This window comes from Mesorhizobium sp. M1027 (assembly GCF_040318745.1).
GTDB lineage: Bacteria > Pseudomonadota > Alphaproteobacteria > Rhizobiales > Rhizobiaceae > Mesorhizobium.
Genome location: NZ_JAMYMW010000001.1, coordinates 130,930 through 148,647 on the forward strand (window position 1 = coordinate 130,930; position 17,718 = coordinate 148,647).

Below are 17,718 nucleotides of genomic sequence, written 5' to 3' on the forward strand. Positions count from 1 at the left end.
GATACTTGCGTGACAGAGGGCGCTTGTTCCTTCGTCCCTTGTGGGAGAAGGTGGATCGGCGCGCAGCGCCGAGACGGAAGAGGGGTGCTGGACGGAGTGCCTCGGTGCCGAGCTGGAGCACCCTCATCCGACCGAGCTGAGCCTGTCCTCTGGCTTGCCGAAGGCAAGACCCGTGGGCTCGGCCACCTTCTCCCCAAGGGGAGAAGGGAAGTGCCGCGCTCAATCGCTGTCGCGCGCGATCAGCTGCAGCGGCCAGACTTCACGGATGATGCGTGCGCCTTCGGCGCCGGCGTAAGCCGGGATCGATGCCAGCAGCATTTCGGCCAACCGCTCGCCCATCGGCTCGAGCGCCGGGCGGAAGCCGGTCAGCGCCGGCGAAAAATAGCGGCAGAGCGGGGTGTCGACGATGACGATCACCGCAACGTCGTGGCCGGGCCTGATGCCCGCCTCGGCCAGAGCCTTGCAGCCGCCAAGCGCCATCGCGTCGTTGTTGAAGATGATGGCCGTCGGCGGGTCCTTGGAGTGCATGACCTTCGGCATCACCGCGTAGCCGCCGGCCTCGTTGATGAAGCCGTCGGCGATCAACTCGGGGTCGAATTCGATGCCGTGCCGCCGCAACGCCTTGCGATAGCCGGCGAGGAACAGATAGCCGAAATTGAGGTCGAGCGACGGGCGGATGGCGGCGATGCGGCGGTGACCGCGCGCGACGAGACGATCGACCGCGTCAGCCCCGGCTTTTTCGAAATCGAGGTCGAGCGAGGGATAGGAATCGCCGCCGGAGCGGCTGCGGCCGAGCGTCGCGAACGGGAAACCGGCCTGGGTCAGATAGTCGATGCGCTCGTCCTCGCGCCGCGTCCAGGCCAGCACCACGGCATCGGCCCGCCGCGTCTCGACGACACGGCGCAGGCGCTCCTGCTGATAGTCGCCCGGCGCGCCCATCACCACGATCAGGTCGAGGCCGCTTTCGGCGAGCTTGGCCTGCAACCCGGTCAGGAACGGAATGAAGAACGGCTCGCCATATTCCTGGTCGCCCGGATGCGGCTGCAGCATGAAGGCGATCGAATGGGTAGCGCCGCGCCGCAGGCTGCGGCCGGACTGGTTCGGCGAATAATTCAGCTTCTTGGCCGCATCGAGCACGCGCTGGCGTGTGTCGGCATTGACGTCGGCGCGGCCGTTGAGCGCGCGCGACACCGTGCCGATCGAAATATTCAGGTGACGCGCAAGGTCGTGAATGCTGGACGCCAAAGGACAGTTCTCCCCCTTGCTTGGCTAGCACCGGCTGCTCTCCGGGCCAAGCCGACGCCACGATTTTTCACAGCCGGCCAATTGACATTCTACGCCATCGGGTGTGTTCTCGTAAACGTTTACGGAAGAACGTTTGCGGCTCTGCCGTGAACGTCGTGACGATCGGTCTGGAGGGGCCGAGAGGGAGGAGTGCTGGATGATCAATGTCGTCCTGGTCGGCTGCGGAGCGATGAGCAAGGCGTGGCTCGATGCAGCCAGGCAGATCGACGAGCTCGCCATTGTCGGCCTGGTCGATATCGACGCCGAAAGGGCGCGGGCAAGGGCGCGCGAATACGAGCTTTCGAGTGCCGTCATCGGAACCGAGCTCGACGCCGTGCTCGACCAGACCAGGCCCGACGCGGTATTCGACGTCGTGGTTCCCGCCGCCCGCCGCGAGGTCGCGCTTTCCGCCTTTGCCCACCATTGCCATCTCTTGACCGAAAAGCCGCTGGCCGACAGCCCGGACAATGCGCGTGCCATTGTCGAGGCGGCCCGCAGCGCCGGCCGCATCCATGCCGTCGTGCAGAACCGCCGCTATGTCGCCAATGTCAGGCGCATCCGGCGCTTTCTCGATTCCGGCGCCATTGGTGCGCCAACCAGCATCCACGCCGATTTCTTCGTTGCGCCGCATTTCGGCGGTTTTCGCGAAGAGATGCGCCATGTGCTGCTGCTCGATATGGCGATCCACACATTCGATGCAGCCCGCTACATGGTGGCCGGCGAACCGGCCGGCGTCTATTGCCAGGAGTGGGAGCCGGTCAATTCCTGGTATCGGCAAGGGTCGTCGGCAACCGCAAGCTTCGACCTCGGCGGCGGCAAGCTGTTCACCTATGCCGGCAGCTGGTGCGCGGCCGGCTTCCGTACCAGCTGGGACAGTACATGGCGGATCGTCGCCGAGCGCGGCAGCATTGTCTGGGACGGCGCGGACGGGTTGAAGGCGGAAGTCGTGCGGCCGGTCCGTGAAGGCCTGTTCGACCGCACCGAATCGATAGCCGTGCCGCCGCTCGACCCGGCAGATCGCGTCGGCGGCCATCTCGGCATCATCCAGGATTTCGTCCGCGCCGTCGAGACCGGCACCGCGCCGGAGACGCGCGGCGCCGACAACATCAAAAGCCTGGCCATGGTTTTCGCTGCGATCGAGAGCGCCGAAACCGGGCGCCGGGTCGCTATCGCTCAAAAGGAAGGATGATGATGCCAAACCCGCTGCTCGACATCAGGATCGGCACAATGGTGCGGGCCAATCTGGACGACCCGGCCGCCTATGTCAGGCAGATTCTGCCGCTCGGCTTCGAGAGCATCCAGCCGTTCTTCTGGCAGACGCTGGGCGGCAAGGACATTCCACGGCTGGCAGGCGAGATCCGCGAGGCGATCGGCGATGCCGATGTCGTCGTCTCGTCAATCGGGGTGTTCGGCAACCCGCTGGAGAGCGGTGAAGTCGATCGCGGCGTGCTCCAGGCGTGGGAAACGATCATCGACAACGCGCATCTGTTCGGCACCAATGTGGTCAGCGGCTTTACCGGCCGCATCCGCGGCAAGCCGCTGCCCGACAGCCTGCCGCGCTTCCGCGAGGTCTGGGGGAAGCTGGCAAAGCGGGCCGCCGACAAGGGCGTGCGCATCGCCTTCGAGAACTGCGCCATGGACGGCAACTGGGCCAGCGGCGACTGGAACATCGCCCATAACCCGGACGCCTGGGAGCTGATGTTCAACGAATTGCCAAACGACAATCTCGGCCTGGAGTGGGAGCCTTGCCACCAGCTGGTCTATCTGATCGACCCGATCCCGCAGATCCGCAAATGGGCGCCGCGTATCTTCCACGTCCACGGCAAGGACGCGACGGTGCGCTGGGACGTGATCCGCGAACATGGCGTGTTCGGCCGCCTGCCGTTCGTGCAGATGCGCACGCCGGGTTTCGGCGACAGCGACTGGGCGCGGGTGATCAGTGAGCTGCGGCTGGCCGGCTACAAAGGTGCCATCGACATCGAGGGCTGGCACGACCCGGTCTATCGCGGCGATCTCGAGATCACCGGCCAGGCGCGTGCGCTGGATTATCTCCAACAATGCCGGGGAGGCGCGAGCTACCTGCCGAACCCGGTGTGAGGCTAATGCATGTCGCGCAAAAGTGCCCAGCGGTTTTGCGACAACGACATGCATAAAAACAGGACAAGCCGGCGGGAGGTGCCGGCCAGCGAAAGATTGCGGCGCAATGCCGAAGCGATCGTCGAAACCCCTCGGCTAGCGAGGGAACAAAGGGAGGATAAGTGCATGAGCATTGCGATGAGAAGGACAGTTCTGCGCTCGACCGTCGCGGCAGCCGCGATGGTGCTCGCCGCCGCACTCTCGACCTTGCCGGCGCAGGCGCTCGATGCCCAGTGGTGCAAGGATGTCCATATCCGTTTCTTCGTCGGCGGCGCCGAGGGCGATGCCTTCGGCACGATCGTCTATAATGGCGCGAAGCAGGCGGCGGCCGATCTCGGGCCGAAGGTCGACTACATCTTTTCCCAGTGGGATGTCGAGAAGATGGTGCAGCAATTGCGCGAGGCTGTCGCGGTCAAGCCCCAAGGCATCGCCATGATGGGCCACCCCGGCGACGCCGCGATCATGCCGCTGGCCGAACAGGCGCACAAGGACGGCATCAAGATGATGTACCAGAACGTGCCGGTGCCGACGGTCACGGCGGCGTTCGGCGGCGGCTATGTCGGCGCCCAGCAGGAGCAGCAGGGCCGCGCGCTCGGCGCCGAGGCGGTCAAGCTGGCCGGGCTCAAGGCCGGCGACAAGGCAATCATGATCGGCCCGTTCGAGAACGAGAGCCGCGGCGCGCGCGAGCGCGGCACTGTCGCTGCCCTTAAGGAAGCGGGTGTCGAGGTCATACAGCTCTCCTCGCCGCCGAGCGGCGAATGGGCTTCCGACCCAAATCTGGCCCTTCCGGTGATCACCGCGGCACTGCTCAACAATCCCGACGTCAAGGCGGTTGGCTATCCCGGCGGCCAGATGCTGGGCAATGTGCCCACCTATATGCAGGCGGCGGGCAGGAAGCCGGGCGATATCTTCAACTTCGGCTTCGACACCAGCCCGCAGATCGTCGAGGGCTTCAAGGGCGGCTGGGTGCAGCTGACGGCCGACCAGCAGCCGTTCCTGCAAGGCTATCTGCCGATCCTCAGCCTCTGCCAGCAGGTTGTGCTGGGTCTCGCACCGATGAATGTCGACACCGGCGCCGGCTTCGTCACGCCGCAGAATTACGAGATCGTCGCCGAGCTCGCCAAGCAGGCGCTGCGCTGACCTCCCAAGCCGCCGGCCGGGATCGAGCCCGGCCGGCGGGACCGCCGGCGAAAAGGCCGGCACGCGACAATCAAGCGAGGATCGCCATGGCGGAACGCATCATCGAACTGCGCGACATCAGTAAGTCCTATGGCCAGGTCTATGCGCTGGGCGGGGTCAATCTCAGCGTCGATCGCGGCGAGGTGGTCGGCCTGATCGGCGATAATGGCGCCGGCAAGTCGACGCTGATCAAGATCCTGTCCGGCGTGGTCAAACCGACCAGCGGCGAGATTCTCGTCCGCGGCAAGCCGGTGACCGGATGGAACCCTGCGCGCTCGCGCGACGCCGGCATCGAAACGGTGTTCCAGGACCGGGCCCTCGCCGTGCAGCAGACGATCGTGCGCAATATCTTCATGGGCCGCGAACTCACCGGCTGGCTTGGCTGGCTGAAGGTCAACAAGGAGGTCGCGGAGGCGAGCCGGCTGATGCGCGAGATCGGCTTCACCTCGAAAGTATTCACGCCACAGTCGATCGTCGGCCAGCTCTCGGGCGGCGAACGCCAGGGCGTGGCGATCGCACGGGCCATCTATAAGAAGGCGGAGCTGATAGTCCTCGACGAACCGACGACCGCGCTATCGCTGACCGAGACCGCCAAGGTCTTCCACTTCGTGCGCCAGGTGCGGGCGAGCGGGCGCTCGATCCTGTTCATCGGCCACAATATTCACCACGTCTTTGATATCGCCGATCGCTTCGTGGTGCTCGACCGCGGCAAGGTCGCGCTCACCGCCGACCGCAGCGAGGTCAAGTCGGCCGAAGACCTGATCAACTTTATGGAAGACGTCGCCCACCCCAGCGGGTTGCCGGGGTTGCACGACGCGGGCGACGCCGGGAGGGCGGCACGATGAGCAAGACCATGGAACCCGATCTGCAGAGCCCCCTCGGCGGCACGCATGGCGAAGCCGCCGGGAAAGAGTGGCGACACCCGTCCGACAATTGGCTGCGCGGGTTCATCCTCGACAACCGCGCCGCACTCGGCACGTTGGCCGTGTTCATCGTTATGATGGCGGTGTTCATGATCGCCAATCCGGCGGTCTTCACCACCTGGTATCTCTACAGTTCCGTGCTGACCACGCTGCCGGTGGCGTTGTTCGTAGTTGTGCCGCTGGTTTTCGTCGTCACCTGCGGCGAGATCGACCTGTCGTTTCCGGCGACGATGGGCTTCGCCTCATGGGTGTTTGCGCTGGTCGTGCAGGCCGGCTACGACCCGTTCCTCGGCATCGCCGCCGCAATCGTCACCGGCATGCTGCTCGGCTTCCTGGTCGGCTCCCTGGTCGTCTATGGCGGGTTGTCGTCGCTGATCGCCACACTCGGCATGAATTTCCTGCTGCGCGGCCTGATCCAGATCATCAACGAGGGCAGGTCGACGGCACTGACCGGCCTTGCCGACAGCTGGGCCTACAAGATCTTCTCCAGCCAGCTTTATGGCATTCCGGTGCAGATCTTCTGGGCCATCGGCTTCGTCGTGCTGTCGGCGCTGCTCTACAACCGCCATCGCTTCGGCGCGCAGGTCAAGGTGGTCGGCGACAATCCCGACAGCGCCCAGCAGATGGGCATTGACGTCAAGCGCGTGCGGGTAAAAGTGTTCGTCTTCGTCGGCATTGGCGCTGCGATCGCCGGCACGTTTTCGGTGATGATCAACTTCACCTGGTGGCCGACGGCTGGCGACGGATACCTGCTGCCGGTGCTGGCATCGGTGTTCGTCGGCGGCACGCCGACCTGGGGCGGCATCGGCACGGTGGTCGGCGGCGCGATCGGCGCGGTCACGGTCTCTTTCATCCAGACCGGCGTCGTCGCGGCAGGCCTGAGCGGCTTCTACGTCCAGTTCTTCAATGGCCTGATCATCATCCTGTCGCTGCTCGGCCACAAGTGGAACCAGGCGCGGTATCGGTGACCGGCGACCTCAAACCCCCGTCACAAACCCGTCCAGCACGCGTTTCTGGCCGGCCTTGTCGAAGTCGATGGTCAGCTTGTTGCCTTCGATGGCGGCAATGTTGCCGTTGCCGAATTTCTGGTGGAAGACGCGGTCGCCGACGCTGAAGGGGGATGGCGTGTCGGCGACGGATTTGGCGACCAGCTCGCCGTCGATGGTGCGGCCCTTGACCGAGGTGCGGCCGGCGCCGTAGCCGGAGTCGGTTTCGCCATAGCCGATGCGCTCGACCTGGTGGCCGGAGCGGGTGCCCCAATTGCGGTCGGTCGCCTCGGTGCGGTTCGCCTGAGCGCGCTGCCAGCCCGGCGTCGCATAGGTGCTGGAGAAAGCGCCGGATTTCTCGGCGCCGGAATTGCCGCCTATGTTGTCGAAGCGCGACGCCCCATAGGGGTTCTGCCTGCCTGCCCCTTGGCCGCCGCGACCGGAGGCGAACGAGCCGCCGCCGTAGGAATTGCCGTAACCGCCGTAGCTGTTGCCGCTCTCGGAAGCTTCGACATGGGCTTCCGGCAGTTCTTCGAGGAAGCGTGAGGGAATGGTCGATTGCCACAGACCGCGGATGCGGCGGTTGGAGACGAACCAGATGTGCAGGTTCTTCTTGGCGCGGGTCAGCCCGACATAGGCGAGGCGGCGCTCTTCCTCCAGCCCGGAGCGGCCGCCTTCGTCCAGTGACCGTTGGTGCGGGAACAGGCCTTCCTCCCAGCCGGGCAGGAACACGGTTTCGAATTCCAGGCCCTTGGCCGAATGCAGCGTCATGATGTTGACGGCATCGAGCTCGGCGTTCTGCTCGGCGTCCATCACCAAGGCGACATGTTCGAGGAAGGAGCGCAGCGATTCATACTCCTCCATGGAGCGGATCAGTTCTTTTAAGTTCTCGAGCCGACCGGGCGCTTCGATCGAACGGTCGTTCTTCCACATGTCGGTGTAGCCGCTCTCCTCGAGAATGGTCTCGGCGAGCTCGGTGTGCGGCGTGGTTTCCAGCGCCTTCTGCCAGCGCTCGAAATTGGCCGATACCTCGCGCAGTGCCGCGCGCGGCTTGGGCTTCAGCTCGTCGCTCTCGGCAAGTTTTGCCGCCGCCTCCAGCATCGGGATGCGCAGCGCACGTGCGGTGTCGTGGATCTGTCGGATGGTGGCCTCGCCGAGCCCGCGTTTCGGCACGTTGACGATGCGCTCGAAAGCGAGGTCGTCGGCGCCTTGCGCGACGACGCGGAAGAAGGCCAGCGCATCGCGTATCTCGAGCCGCTCATAAAAGCGCGGGCCGCCGATGACGCGGTAATTGAGGCCGAGCGTGACGAAGCGGTCCTCGAATTCGCGCATCTGGAAGGAGGCGCGGACGAGAATCGCCATATCGTTCAAATTGTGCTTCTGGCGCTGGTAGGCCTCGATCGTCTCGCCGACGGCGCGGGCCTCCTCCTCGGAATCCCAGGCGGCGTGGACATGCACCTTCTCGTCGTCCTCGGCGATCTTTTCGGTGAACAGCGTCTTGCCGAAACGGCCCTCATTGTGGGCGATGAGGTGGGAGGCGGTGCCGAGGATGTGCGCGGTCGAGCGGTAGTTGCGCTCCAGCCTGATGATGGTGGCGCCAGGAAAATCCTTGTCGAAGCGCAGGATATTGTCGACCTCGGCGCCGCGCCAGCCATAGATCGACTGGTCGTCGTCGCCGACGCAGCAGATATTTACGGTGGACAGGCGCGGGCTTCCCTCCCCCTTGAGGGGAGGGTGGCCGGGCGAAGCCCGGTCGGGTGGGGTCCGTGCGGCAGTGCTCGACCTACCGGCGGCAGTGCTCGACGCTCTAGCGGTGCCTTCTGCGGCAACCCCCTCCGCCCGCTTCGCGGGCACCTCCCCCTCAAGGGGGGAGGATTGCGGCCGCTGCGCCAGCAGCCGCAGCCACATGTATTGCGCGGTGTTGGTGTCCTGATACTCGTCAACGAGGATGTAGCGGAAGCGCTTGTGGTATTCCTTCAGCACGTCCGGATTGGCGCGGAAGATGCGGATCGGGTGGCACAATAGATCGCCGAAGTCGCAAGCGTTCAGCGTTTGCAGCCGCTCCTGATAGGCTTTGTAGAGCTCGCGGCCCTTGCCGTTGGCGAAGGCACGGGCATCGCCCTCGGGGATGTCGGCGGGACCGAGGCCCTTGTTCTTCCAGCCGTCGATCATCTGAGCGAACTGCTTGGCCGGCCAGCGCTTGTCGTCCAGCCCTTCGGCCTGGATCAGCTGCTTGATCAGGCGCACCACGTCGTCGGTGTCGAGAATGGTGAAGTCGGATTTGAGCCCGGCCAGCTCGGCGTGCCGGCGCAGCAGTTTGACGCCGATCGAATGGAAGGTGCCGAGCCACGGCATGCCCTCGACATTGCCTTCGCCGATCAACAGGCCGATGCGCTGCTTCATCTCGCGCGCCGCCTTGTTGGTGAAGGTGACGGCGAGGATCTGCGAAGGGAAGGCTTTGCCGGTGGCAAGGATGTGGGCGATGCGGGTGGTGAGCACCCGCGTCTTGCCGGTGCCGGCGCCGGCCAGCACCAGCACCGGGCCTTCGGTGGTTTCCACCGCCAGCCGCTGCTCGGGGTTGAGGCCGTTGAGATAATCGGGCGCGTTGTTCTGGTTGCTGCGGGCAGCCATGGCGCGCGCGGCAATGCCCGACGGGGCCACAGGCCGCGCGTTCGGTTCGTCAAAAAAGGGCATGTCTTCCGAAAAGCCGGACATCTCTCCCCGAATGTAGTGATTCGGCAGCGAAAGGCCAGAAGCGTCTCCGTTTTGTTCTCTGTCCAGTCGGTAGACTCACAATCTGAATAGGTCTGCTAACCAAAACGCCGGGCTTGCGACGGGCTGGCGCCGCAAAACGCCGAGCTTGCTTGACAGGGGAGGCGGGCCGGAGAAAGTTGTGCTCGGGGCAGGAGCGCAATGCCGGGTTGCCCATGGACGCGTCGCGGAGCGCACCAGTCGAAGGAGCACCGTCTTGGCTGTGGTCATCACCTCCCTGATCCTTTTCCTCATCGGCCTGGCGCTTGGCGGCGGCGGCATCTGGCTCGTGACGCTGGGCGGCAGCTGGTATTACGTCATCGCCGGTCTAGCTTTCCTTGTCGCGGCCTGGCTGCTCTACAGGCGCAGATCCACCGCGCTGTGGCTCTACGCGGCGATCGTGCTCGGCACGCTCGCCTGGGCGGTCTGGGAGATCGGCTTCGACTGGTGGGAGCTCGGCCCGCGCGGCGGCATCATCGTGCTTGTCGCGCTATGGCTGCTGACGCCATGGGCGCGGCGCGGGCTTACCGGTCCCGACGGACGCGCACCGCTTATCCTCGCCGTGCTGGCATCGCTTGCTGTCGCCGGTTATTCGATGACGGTCGATCCAAAGGATATTACGGGTGAACTCAACACCGACAAGGTGACGCCGACGGCCGATCTCGGCGGCAATGTGCCGCCCGGCGAATGGCACTATTACGGCCGTACGCCCTATGGCCAGCGCTATTCGCCGCTCGACCAGATCACCCCGGAAAACGTCGCCAATCTGCAGCCGGCCTGGACCTATCAAACCGGCGACGTGAAAGGGCCCGACGACATCGGCGAGACGACCTATCAGGTGACGCCGCTGAAGATTGCCGACACGCTCTACATCTGCACGCCGCATAATTTCGCCATCGCCATCGATGCCGCGAGCGGCAAGGAGAAATGGCACTTCGATCCACAGGTCAAGCTCAACAAGGACCGCCAGCACCAGACCTGCCGCGGCGTGTCCTATTATGCCGACGCCAAGATCGCCGCCGGCCAGCCCTGCGCCACACGCATCTATCTGCCGACATCCGACGCCCGGCTGATCGCCCTCGATGCGGCGAATGGCCAAGTCTGCCCCACATTTGCCGAGGGTGGCACGCTGAACCTGCTAGCCAACATGCCATATCCGAAGCCCGGCTATTATTATTCGACCTCGGCGCCGCTGATCGTCGCCAACAAGATCATCGTCGGCGGCGCGGTCAACGACAATTATTCGACGCAGGAGCCGTCCGGGGTCATCCGTGCCTACGATGCCGACACAGGCGCGCTGTTGTGGAACTGGGATTCCGGCAATCCAGACCAGACAACGCCGCTGCCGCCGGGCCAGACCTACACCAACAACTCGCCCAACATGTGGTCGACGGCAAGCGCCGACGAAAAGCTCGGCCTGCTTTATGTGCCGCTCGGCAACAAGACGCCGGACCAGCTCGGCGCCGGGCGCAGCGCCAATGACGAGAAATTCTCCTCGTCGATCACCGCGCTCGATCTCAACAGCGGACAATTGCGCTGGGTGCGGCAGACCGTGCATCACGATCTCTGGGACATGGATGTGCCGGCGCAGCCGACGCTGGTCGACATCACCACGGAAAGTGGCGTGGTGCCGGCGCTGGTCGGGCCGACCAAGCAGGGCGACCTCTATATTCTCGACCGGCGCAGTGGCGAACCGATCGTTCCGGTCAAGGAAGTGCCGGCACCCGGCGGCGCGATCGAGGGCGACCATACCTCGCCGACGCAGCCGTTCTCGGACCTGAGCTTCAGTCCGAAACCGCTGACCGGCGCCGACATGTGGGGCATTACCATGTTCGACCAGCTGGCCTGCCGGATCGAGCTTCGGAAGTTGCGCTATGAGGGCCGCTATACCCCGCCATCGCTGCAGGGCTCGCTGATCTACCCCGGAAATTTCGGCACCTTCAACTGGGGCGGTGTGGCAGTCGATCCGGTCCGGCAGGTGATGTTCGGCATGCCGACATACCTGGCGTTCATCTCCAAACTGGTGCCGCGCGCCGACGTGCCGCCGCCCGGTGACACCAAGGGCAGCGAACAAGGCCTGAACCGCAATGAGGGTGCGCCTTACGCAGTGATATTGAAGCCGTTCCTGTCGCCGCTCGGCATTCCCTGCCAGGCGCCGCCCTGGGGCTATGTGGCGGGTGCCGACCTTCGGACCGGCAAGATCGTCTACAAGCATCGCAACGGCACCGTCTACGACATGACGCCGCTGCCGCTGCCGTTCAAGGTCGGCGTGCCCGGCATTGGCGGGCCGATGATCACTGCCGGCGGCGTCGCCTTCCTCGGTGCGGCGGTCGACGACTATGTGCGCGCCTATGACCTGACGACCGGCAAACAGCTCTGGCAGGCGCGGCTGCCTGCCGGCGGGCAGTCGACACCCATGACCTACACGGTAGCCGACGGACGCCAGTTCGTCGTCATCGTTGCCGGCGGCCACGGCTCGGTCGGCACCAAGCCGGGCGATTATGTAATGGCCTATACGCTGCCGAAATAGAGAAGTTCCTTCAGAGCCCGAGATGCCCTTTCAGGTCGGGTACCGATGCAAGGACCTCATTGGTTAGCTGCGGGCCGGCGGCTGCCTCGGCCTGCTGGACCAGCATCGTGCCGGCCTGACTGATCTGTGCGAGCGTAAGGCCTGATGCCTTGAGTATGGCGACGCCGTTGATCAGCGCGCCGGTCTTTTCGCCGAGAGCGCCGCCGAGCGCGCCCTCCAGCGAGGACAGGAGGCCACCACCGGAAGCCGCGCCGGGAGCCATGACATCATATTGCTTGGCCAGGGCGTCGGCTCCCGGGATTTTGGCAAAGAAGCTGGACAGGGTCGTGCCTTCCGCCTCGTGTTCAAGCACCGAGAAAATCGTGCCGGCGATCTTTTCCGTCAAAGCCTGGTTGAGACCGGATTTCTGGGAGACGGTGTTGATGATGTCCTGAACGTCCATGATCTTTCCTCAGACCTTTGGTGTTTGCGGGCGGGTGCCGGTTGACGCGGATCTTGATCAACGATCGTTTGAAGGCGGGGAAGGCAGTGAACCGAAGCGCCAGCAAAGCCATGGCGGCGAGGGCGAACCCACTTGCCAGAAGCGGGGAGGGAAAGGTCATGGGCGTATTCCTTCGTCTCAATCACGCATTCTTTTCCCGCCAAATGGCCATTCTCGTTCGCCAGATGGCCCGAATGAGGCATAGCCCGGTAACTTCTTTTTACATCGTGGTGCGTGCATTTAGCATTGCCACAAAGGACCAAAATTTAACGACAGTGCGGCGCGCGGCATCACGGCCCTCGTGCAGGGACTTATGGCAGCCTCACTCAGCCGTGACTGGACCAGGCAAGCTTCGGCTCTATGTTGCCGCGGGGGGGCGAGGAGCAAGCCATGACAACACCTGCCGGACCCACTGCCGCCGAGCCTGTCATTACCCAGGCGATGATCGATGCCTATGACGAATACACCCATCTGACGCTCGACCGGCGGCGCTTCATGGAGCAGTTGACCAGGCTTGCCGGATCGGGTGCGGCAGCTGCCGCGATCGCGCCGCTGCTGGCGGCGAACTCGGCCCAGGCGGCAATCGTGGCGGAAGACGATCCGCGTGTGAAAGGCGAGGACATCAGCTATCCCGGCAGCACTGGCGAGATGAAGGGCTATCTGGTCAGGCCGGCGGACCAGACCGGCAAGCTTGGCACCGTCATCGTGGTGCACGAGAACAGGGGTCTCAACCCGCATATTCGCGACGTGGCGCGGCGCGTTGCGCTGGAAGGGTTCGTGGCGCTTGCGCCGGACTTCATGACACCGCTCGGCGGCACGCCGGACGATGAAAACAGGGCACGTGACCTGTTTTCCCAGCTCGATCCAGCACAGGTCGCCGCCAATGCCGTCGCAACTGTCGCCTACCTCAAAGGCTACAAGGACGGCAACGGCAAGGTCGGCGCCGTCGGCTTCTGCTGGGGCGGCGGCACGGTGAACATGCTGGCCGTCAACGCGCCGGACCTCGCCGCCGCCGTCGCCTATTACGGCATGCAGCCAAAGGCCGAGGACGTGCCGAAGATCAAGGCCGCGCTCATGCTGCATTATGCCGGCCTCGACACCCGCACCAATGCCGGCATCGATGCCTTCAAGAAGGCACTCGACGCGGCTCATGTCGAATACTCGGTCTATGTCTATGAAGGCGCCAACCATGCCTTCAACAACGATACGTCGGCGGCCCGCTACGACAAGAAGGCGGCTGACCTCGCCTGGGGCCGGACGATCGCTTTCCTCAAGGAGAAGCTGGCCTGATCAGGTGGGCGCCGGCGCCGGTTTGTGAAGGGCGACGCCGGCCACCACCAGCGCGATGCCGATGCAGTCGGTGAGGCTCGGCACCTGCCGCAGCACAATGACGCCGATCAACGTCGCGGTGACCGGCAGCAAAGACAGCATCAGCGCGAAGCTGGAGCGCGGCAGCCGCGACATGGCAAGCTGGTCGCATATATAGGGGATGACCGACGAGCAGATGCCGACGCCGACCGCCGCAAGCAGCAGCGGCGGCGCCGAGAAAGCCGGCAGAGCATCGGCGAAACCGATCGGCAGAACGACGAGAAGGGCGACCGCCATGGCGGCACCCAGCCCGACGATGCCATCGCCGGCGCCGCCGCGCGCGACGCGGTGGCCGAGCACGATGTAGCCAACGAACAGCGTGCCGTTGAGAAAGGCCCAGAACAGACCGACGGGATCGCTCGACCATTTGACGTCGATCAGCAACAGGGTGCCGGCGACAGCGATTGCGAGGGCGGCGAGATTGCGCGGGCTTCTGAGGCCAACAAGCGCAACGCCGATAGTGCCGACGAATTCGATCGCCGCCACCAGCGAGATCGGCAGCCGGTCGAGCGCCAGGTAAAACGAGCAATTCATCACGCCAAGGCAGACGCCGAAGGCCAGAAGCAACAACCGCGTCGAGCGATCGGCGCGGGCGAAGACCGCCCATGGCCGGGTCAACGGGGCAAAGACGAGTGCCGCGGTGGCGATGCGCAGCCAAGCCATGCCGAGCACGCCGACATGCGGGAACAGCAGCACCGCGAAGGCCGGTCCGAGATAGTGGAACACGGCGCTGACGCCGAACCAGAGATGCGGCGGGACCGCGTTTGCCAAGGTAAAGGCGGGGCCGGCGAGTGCCGGACTTGCTGCGGGGGCTTGCGTCCGATCTTGCATGGGATCAGTATCGCAGGCGATTTTTGCCATTGATATGGATGATGGCCGGTCATTGCGGCTATTTGCTTTCCGAAATCAAGGAGTATTCCGCTGAAACGCCTTCGAAATGAAAATACCGATCTGGGCCCGGCGGATCTGAAAATCCTGCGCCTGCTGGAAAAGGACGCGCGCACCAGCACCGCCGAACTGGCGCGATCGGTCGGCCTGTCGGCGCCGAGCGTGGCCGAGCGCATCAAGCGGCTGCAGGAAAGCGGTGTGATCGAGGCCTATACGGTGCGCATCAATCCGGCCGCGCTGGGCATGAAGCTGTCGGCATGGCTGCGCATCAGGCCGGTGCCGGGGCAACTCGCCGTCGTGGCCGAAATCATCCGCGACCTGCCGGAAATCGCCCAATGCGACCGGGTCACTGGTGAGGACTGCTTCATCGCGCTGGCGCATGTCGCCTCGGTGGCCGAGCTCGAGCGAGTGATCGACCGGATCATACCCCATGCGATGACCAACACGGCGATCATCCAGTCGTCGCCGGTGGTGCCGCGCTCGCCGCTGGGGGCGGTGAAGCGCCAGCTTTGATGCTTGGGGTCGTTCGTCAGCACGTCGTCCGCTTAACTCGAAACGTCGCGCCGCCCCTTCATCGCCCTGCGGGCACTTCTCGGACGCTGTCATCAATGGTTTCGTCAATTGCCAGCGTTTGCTGAAAGAGCGCCGAGGCTGCGGCCAACCCTTTTCCCCGTCACTATAAGCTGAGAAGGTGGCGGCAGCCGGATGAAGGGCAGCGCAACCAGAAATACAAACCGGACGGCCGGTCTGTTTCTTCCCGCACCGTTCAGGCGTGGCCGCGTTTGATCCGCGCCTGCTTCAGGATGGCGCGCCAGCGGATCATGGCGAAGGGAATCGGCTCGTTGTTGTTGGCGATGTGGAAGATCTCGTTGTTGAGGTTCTTCAGCGAGCGCCAGAAATCATAGTCGGTGATGCGTGGATCAGCCGCCAGCCTGTCCGCCTCGACCTTGATGTCGGTTTTCATGCACGTTCCCCGAACCGCTGCTGCTCCGCCGCCCGTATCGCAATTCGATGCGGATGGTTTTCCAACGCCGCGCTGAGTCGTTCAACGTCTCAATTCGGCTTGTTCACGTTAAAACCTCGGTAAGGTTAACGGCGGTTGGCCAGTGGTTCAAGCGCTCTCTTGGTTCAAGCCGGCTTACGACGAATACCGATCGAGCGGCCGGCGCGCTCCGGCATCGGCAGGGCAGCATGGGCGGCGCGCATCGCTTCCACCCTGGCCAGGACGTCAGCGGGGAAGGGCGCGACCCTCGGGCCAGCCATGTCGACATGCAGCGACAGCGTTTCGGAGGTGGCGGCGAGCCAGCCGTCGAGATGGCGGATTTCCTGGTAGGCCCTCAGCCGCTTCTCGTCATGGTCCAGCAACTGGAACGAGACTGTGACCTTGTGGTCGAGATGCAATTCCTGGACGTAGCAGACATGGACTTCCGCGGTGTAGATGGTCAGCCGCCGTTCTTTCACATAATCCGGCCCCATCCCCATCATCTCGAAGGCTTCGTCGGAGCACCGGTCGAACAGCACGTTGTAATAGGCCATGTTGAGATGGCCGTTGTAGTCGATCCAGGCCTCCTCGATGTCCATGGCGCGAGAGACGAAAGGGGCGGGGATGGGCATTGGAAACTTCCTTCTCGTCATGCCGGGATGAGCGTGGACTGGACAGAGCGTGGTTGGTGAGACTACGCATCCCTAGATGCAGAACAAGGGTGGACGCTGGTCCATTCGCGGAGGAATCGATGGCTCTAAGCGACCTCAATCCGGTCGAGCGCAACGAAGAAGGCATCGCCGCCGTGCTCGGCATCCTGAAGCAGCAGCTCGGCGAGCGATTCCAGACCGGCCAGGCGATCCGCGCCCAGCACGCGCACACCACGACCTATATTCCGACGCAGGCGCCGGACGGGGTCGCCTTTGCCGAGACCACGCAGGAGGTGCAGGAGATCGTGCGCGCGTGCGCGGCACATCGCGTGCCGGTGATCGCCTTCGGCATCGGGTCTTCGCTGGAAGGCCACACCAACGCGCCGGGCGGGGGCATCTCCCTCGATACGTCACGGATGAACCGGGTCATAGCGGTCAATCCGCAGGACCTCGATTGCACCGTCGAGCCCGGTGTGACGCGCGAGGATCTGAACCGGCACCTGCGCGACACCGGCCTGTTCTTTCCGATCGATCCGGGCGCCAACGCTTCGCTCGGCGGCATGGCGGCGACGCGGGCCTCGGGCACCAACGCCGTGCGCTACGGCACGATGCGCGAAAACGTCCTGTCGCTGACTGCGGTGATGGCCGACGGTGAAGCAGTGACGACCGGCAAGCGCGCCAAGAAAAGCTCGGCCGGCTACGATCTGACACGGCTGCTGATCGGCTCGGAAGGCACGCTCGGCATCATCACTCAGCTGACGTTGAAGCTGCAGGGCATTCCGCAGGCGATTTCGGGCGGCGTCTGCCCGTTCCCCAGTGTCGAGGCGGCGTGCAATGCGGTGATCGCGACCATCCAGATGGGCATTCCGGTGGCGCGCATCGAATTGGTCAACGCGCTGCAGATGCGGGCGATGAAGACCTATTCAAAGCTTGATTATCCGGAGAGCCCGTGCCTGTTCGTCGAGTTCCACGGCAGCGATGCCGGCGTCGCCGAGCAGGCCGAAACCTTCGGCATGATCGCCGAGGAAAATGGCGGCGGTCCGTTCCAATGGACCAGCGTCGCCGAAGAGCGGACGAAATTGTGGAAGGCCAGGCACGATGCCTACTGGTCGTCGCTGACGCTGCGGCCGGGTGCCAAGGGCCTGTCGACCGATGTCTGCGTGCCGATCTCGCGCTTTGCCGAATGTGTCACCGAGACCGAGGCGGATATCGCCGAGATGGGCCTGATCGCGCCGATCGTCGGCCATGCCGGCGACGGCAATTTCCATGTGCTGGTGCTGATGGACGTGGACGATCCGAAGGAGATCGCGCTGGCGGAAAAATTCGTGGCGCGGCTCAACATGCGCGCTATCGCGATGGACGGCACCTGCACCGGCGAGCATGGCATAGGGCAAGGCAAGATCGGCTTCCTGCGGCACGAGCTTGGCCATGGCGTCGACATCATGCGCACGATCAAGCAGGCGCTCGACCCGCTGAATATAATGAACCCCGGCAAGATATTGCCTGGAAAGGGCTGACCTTCAGGCCGCTGCCGTGCCCCCATTTGCCTCTTTATCGACA

General features: G+C 64.4%; 15 protein-coding genes. 9 read left to right on the forward strand and 6 right to left on the reverse strand.

Annotated features, from left to right (window positions below; genetic code table 11):
- Window positions 1–219 precede the first annotated feature (219 nt).
- Window positions 220–1,245 carry a LacI family DNA-binding transcriptional regulator gene (locus NKH50_RS00570; protein ID WP_352875959.1) on the reverse strand — a complete coding sequence of 342 codons (1,026 nt, stop codon included), beginning with the start codon at window positions 1,243–1,245 and terminating at the stop codon, window positions 220–222.
- 196 nt (window positions 1,246–1,441) lie between these two features.
- Here NKH50_RS00570 and NKH50_RS00575 point away from each other — a divergent pair, with 196 nt between their 5' ends.
- From NKH50_RS00575 to NKH50_RS00595, 5 genes are all read left to right on the forward strand, one after another.
- Window positions 1,442–2,473 (forward strand): Gfo/Idh/MocA family protein, encoded by a 1,032-nt coding sequence (locus NKH50_RS00575; RefSeq protein ID WP_352875962.1) that lies wholly within the window; start codon window positions 1,442–1,444, stop codon window positions 2,471–2,473.
- Between the two features lie 2 nt (window positions 2,474–2,475).
- Window positions 2,476–3,381, forward strand: coding sequence for a sugar phosphate isomerase/epimerase family protein (locus NKH50_RS00580; protein ID WP_502906825.1), 906 nt, complete (start codon window positions 2,476–2,478; stop codon window positions 3,379–3,381).
- A 165-nt stretch (window positions 3,382–3,546) separates the two neighbouring features.
- Window positions 3,547–4,560 (forward strand): substrate-binding domain-containing protein, encoded by a 1,014-nt coding sequence (locus NKH50_RS00585; protein WP_352875968.1) that lies wholly within the window; start codon window positions 3,547–3,549, stop codon window positions 4,558–4,560.
- 86 nt (window positions 4,561–4,646) lie between these two features.
- Window positions 4,647–5,444 carry an ATP-binding cassette domain-containing protein gene (locus NKH50_RS00590; protein WP_352875970.1) on the forward strand — a complete coding sequence of 266 codons (798 nt, stop codon included), beginning with the start codon at window positions 4,647–4,649 and terminating at the stop codon, window positions 5,442–5,444.
- A complete protein-coding gene (locus tag NKH50_RS00595; RefSeq protein WP_352875973.1) occupies window positions 5,441–6,490 on the forward strand; it encodes an ABC transporter permease in 1,050 nt (349 codons plus the stop codon). Before NKH50_RS00590 ends, NKH50_RS00595 begins: the two co-directional genes overlap by 4 nt.
- 9 nt (window positions 6,491–6,499) lie before the next feature.
- Here NKH50_RS00595 and NKH50_RS00600 read toward each other — a convergent pair whose 3' ends face one another.
- Entirely contained in the window at window positions 6,500–9,223 is a 2,724-nt protein-coding gene (locus NKH50_RS00600) for an ATP-dependent helicase (RefSeq protein ID WP_352875976.1), read from the reverse strand.
- A 253-nt stretch (window positions 9,224–9,476) separates the two neighbouring features.
- Between NKH50_RS00600 and NKH50_RS00605 the strand changes: the two genes are divergently transcribed.
- Window positions 9,477–11,789, forward strand: coding sequence for a glucose/quinate/shikimate family membrane-bound PQQ-dependent dehydrogenase (locus tag NKH50_RS00605; protein WP_352875978.1), 2,313 nt, complete (start codon window positions 9,477–9,479; stop codon window positions 11,787–11,789).
- A 10-nt stretch (window positions 11,790–11,799) separates the two neighbouring features.
- On the opposite strand, the gene NKH50_RS00610 is transcribed toward NKH50_RS00605, so the two are convergent.
- The gene (locus NKH50_RS00610) at window positions 11,800–12,231 is read right to left on the reverse strand and encodes a hypothetical protein (RefSeq protein ID WP_254818955.1); all 432 of its coding nucleotides are present in this window, start codon (window positions 12,229–12,231) and stop codon (window positions 11,800–11,802) included.
- Window positions 12,232–12,660: 429 nt separating this feature from the next.
- Between NKH50_RS00610 and NKH50_RS00615 the strand changes: the two genes are divergently transcribed.
- Window positions 12,661–13,560 (forward strand): dienelactone hydrolase family protein, encoded by a 900-nt coding sequence (locus NKH50_RS00615; RefSeq protein WP_352875981.1) that lies wholly within the window; start codon window positions 12,661–12,663, stop codon window positions 13,558–13,560.
- Here the strand turns inward: NKH50_RS00615 and NKH50_RS00620 are convergent, their stop codons facing one another.
- Window positions 13,561–14,469 carry an EamA family transporter gene (locus NKH50_RS00620; RefSeq protein WP_352687619.1) on the reverse strand — a complete coding sequence of 303 codons (909 nt, stop codon included), beginning with the start codon at window positions 14,467–14,469 and terminating at the stop codon, window positions 13,561–13,563.
- A gap of 90 nt (window positions 14,470–14,559) precedes the next feature.
- Here NKH50_RS00620 and NKH50_RS00625 point away from each other — a divergent pair, with 90 nt between their 5' ends.
- Window positions 14,560–15,039, forward strand: coding sequence for an Lrp/AsnC family transcriptional regulator (locus tag NKH50_RS00625; RefSeq protein WP_352687656.1), 480 nt, complete (start codon window positions 14,560–14,562; stop codon window positions 15,037–15,039).
- 253 nt (window positions 15,040–15,292) lie between these two features.
- Here the strand turns inward: NKH50_RS00625 and NKH50_RS00630 are convergent, their stop codons facing one another.
- Window positions 15,293–15,490, reverse strand: a complete 198-nt coding sequence (locus tag NKH50_RS00630; RefSeq protein ID WP_352466944.1) for a hypothetical protein — start codon at window positions 15,488–15,490, stop codon at window positions 15,293–15,295.
- A gap of 164 nt (window positions 15,491–15,654) precedes the next feature.
- Window positions 15,655–16,140, reverse strand: coding sequence for a thioesterase family protein (locus tag NKH50_RS00635; RefSeq protein ID WP_352687620.1), 486 nt, complete (start codon window positions 16,138–16,140; stop codon window positions 15,655–15,657).
- 119 nt (window positions 16,141–16,259) lie between these two features.
- Between NKH50_RS00635 and NKH50_RS00640 the strand changes: the two genes are divergently transcribed.
- Window positions 16,260–17,675: an FAD-binding oxidoreductase gene (locus NKH50_RS00640; RefSeq protein ID WP_352687622.1), complete on the forward strand. Its 1,416-nt coding sequence runs from the start codon at window positions 16,260–16,262 to the stop codon at window positions 17,673–17,675.
- Window positions 17,676–17,718 lie beyond the last annotated feature (43 nt).

What these genes read in the sequence shown, in the direction of transcription:
- NKH50_RS00575 (WP_352875962.1), top strand. Translation starts at nt 1,442, where the DNA reads ATGATCAATGTCGTCCTGGTCGGCTGCGGAGCGATGAGCAAGGCGTGG.
- NKH50_RS00580 (WP_502906825.1), top strand. Translation starts at nt 2,476, where the DNA reads ATGCCAAACCCGCTGCTCGACATCAGGATCGGCACAATGGTGCGGGCC.
- NKH50_RS00585 (WP_352875968.1), top strand. Translation starts at nt 3,547, where the DNA reads ATGAGCATTGCGATGAGAAGGACAGTTCTGCGCTCGACCGTCGCGGCA.
- NKH50_RS00590 (WP_352875970.1), top strand. Translation starts at nt 4,647, where the DNA reads ATGGCGGAACGCATCATCGAACTGCGCGACATCAGTAAGTCCTATGGC.
- NKH50_RS00595 (WP_352875973.1), top strand. Translation starts at nt 5,441, where the DNA reads ATGAGCAAGACCATGGAACCCGATCTGCAGAGCCCCCTCGGCGGCACG.
- NKH50_RS00600 (WP_352875976.1), bottom strand. Translation starts at nt 9,223, where the DNA reads ATGTCCGGCTTTTCGGAAGACATGCCCTTTTTTGACGAACCGAACGCG.
- NKH50_RS00610 (WP_254818955.1), bottom strand. Translation starts at nt 12,231, where the DNA reads ATGGACGTTCAGGACATCATCAACACCGTCTCCCAGAAATCCGGTCTC.
- NKH50_RS00615 (WP_352875981.1), top strand. Translation starts at nt 12,661, where the DNA reads ATGACAACACCTGCCGGACCCACTGCCGCCGAGCCTGTCATTACCCAG.
- NKH50_RS00620 (WP_352687619.1), bottom strand. Translation starts at nt 14,469, where the DNA reads ATGCAAGATCGGACGCAAGCCCCCGCAGCAAGTCCGGCACTCGCCGGC.
- NKH50_RS00630 (WP_352466944.1), bottom strand. Translation starts at nt 15,490, where the DNA reads ATGAAAACCGACATCAAGGTCGAGGCGGACAGGCTGGCGGCTGATCCA.
- NKH50_RS00635 (WP_352687620.1), bottom strand. Translation starts at nt 16,140, where the DNA reads ATGCCCATCCCCGCCCCTTTCGTCTCTCGCGCCATGGACATCGAGGAG.
- NKH50_RS00640 (WP_352687622.1), top strand. Translation starts at nt 16,260, where the DNA reads ATGGCTCTAAGCGACCTCAATCCGGTCGAGCGCAACGAAGAAGGCATC.